2 protein-coding genes are annotated in these 1675 nt (G+C 61.3%); both read left to right on the forward strand.

What is annotated here, in order from left to right; all coding sequences use genetic code 11:
• Positions 1-593, forward strand: a 593-nt coding sequence (locus Q0341_RS05605) for a 3-hydroxyacyl-CoA dehydrogenase family protein (RefSeq protein ID WP_299511108.1), incomplete at its 5' end; no start/stop codon positions are given.
• Between the two features lie 59 nt (positions 594-652).
• The coding region (locus Q0341_RS05610) for an acetyl-CoA C-acyltransferase (protein WP_299511109.1) at positions 653-1675 on the forward strand (1023 nt) is incomplete at its 3' end.

Here is a 1675-nt window from a genome sequence, read left to right on the forward strand (position 1 = left end):
CGCCGCAGCAGGTCGACAAGGCCATCGAGAAGTTCGGCTTCGCCATGGGCCCGTTCCGCATGGGCGACCTGGCCGGCAACGACATCGGCTGGGCGATTCGCAAGCGCCGTTACACCGAAAAGCCCGACCTCAAGTACAGCAAAACCGCTGACTTGCTGTGCGAGATGGGCCGTTACGGCCAAAAAACCGGTGCAGGCTGGTACGACTACCAAACCGGCAAACGCGACGCGATCCCCAGCGCCGTGGTGGTCGAGATGATCGAGAAGCACCGCGCCGCTTTGGGCCTCACGCCCCGCAAAATTTCCGACGAAGAAATCGTGCAGCGCTTGGTGTATTCCTTGGTGAACGAGGCTTGCCACATTCTGGAAGAAGGCATCGCCAGCAAAGCCAGCGACATCGACATGGTCTACATCACCGGTTACGGCTTCCCGTTCTGGCGCGGTGGCCCCATGCTGTACGCCGACACCGTGGGCTTGTTCAACGTGGCCGAGGCCATGAAGCGTTTTGCCAAGAACCCGCTCGACGACGCCCAATTCTGGCAACCCGCACCGCTGTTGCAGCGTCTGGTGGCCGAAGGCAAGACATTCAACTGATTTTTTAAATTTTTGGCGGGGCAGACATCCAGCGCTGTCCCCCACTTGAAAGGACCATCATGACGAATGCTGTCATCGTATCTACCGCACGCACCCCTCTGGCCAAGAGCTGGAAGGGCGCTTTCAACATGACCCACGGAGCTACCCTGGGTGGCCACGCGGTGCAACACGCTGTGGCCCGCGCTGGCATTGACGCCGCCGAAGTCGAAGACGTGATCATGGGCTGCGCCACCCCCGAAGGGGCCACGGGTGCCAACATCGCCCGTCAAATCGCCCTCAAGGCCGGTTTGCCGATTTCTGTGTCCGGCATGACCGTCAACCGTTTTTGCTCCTCTGGCCTGCAAACCATTGCACTGGCGGCGCAACGCATCATCGCGGGCGAAGGCCAGGTGTATGTGGCCGGTGGCGTGGAGAGCATTTCTTGCGTGCAGCAAGAGATGAACACCCACATGCTGCAAGACTTGGCGCTGGCCAAGATGAAGCCCGAGATTTACTGGAACATGCTGCAAACCGCTGAGCAAGTGGCCAAGCGCTACAAAATCGGCCGCGATGTGATGGACGCTTACGGTGCGGCCAGCCAGCAAAAAGCCTGCGCTGCGCAAGCAGCAGGCCTGTTCAACGACGAAATCGCCCCCATCACCGTCACGCAAGGCGTGATCGACAAGGTCATGGGCATGACCACCAAGCAAGTGACCGTGAGCGTGGACGAAGGTCTGCGCGAAGGCACCACCGTCGAGGCCATAAGCGGTTTGCGCTCGGCGCTGCCCGGCGGTTTGGTCACGGCCGGTAACGCCAGCCAGTTCTCGGACGGTGCCGGCGCTTGCGTGCTCATGGACGAAAAACTGGCCGAGCAACGCGGTTTGAAACCCCTGGGCCGTTTCCTCGGCTTTGCTGTGGCCGGTTGCGAGCCCGACGAAATGGGCATTGGCCCCGTGTACGCCGTGCCCAAAGCGCTGGCGCGTTTGGGCCTCACCGTGCAAGACATTGACCTGTGGGAACTGAACGAAGCCTTTGCCGTGCAGGTGCTGTACTGCCGCGACAAGCTGGGCATCCCGGCCGACCGCCTGAACGTCAACGGTGGT

Source organism: uncultured Limnohabitans sp., assembly GCF_937889215.1.
Lineage (GTDB): Bacteria > Pseudomonadota > Gammaproteobacteria > Burkholderiales > Burkholderiaceae_C > Limnohabitans_A.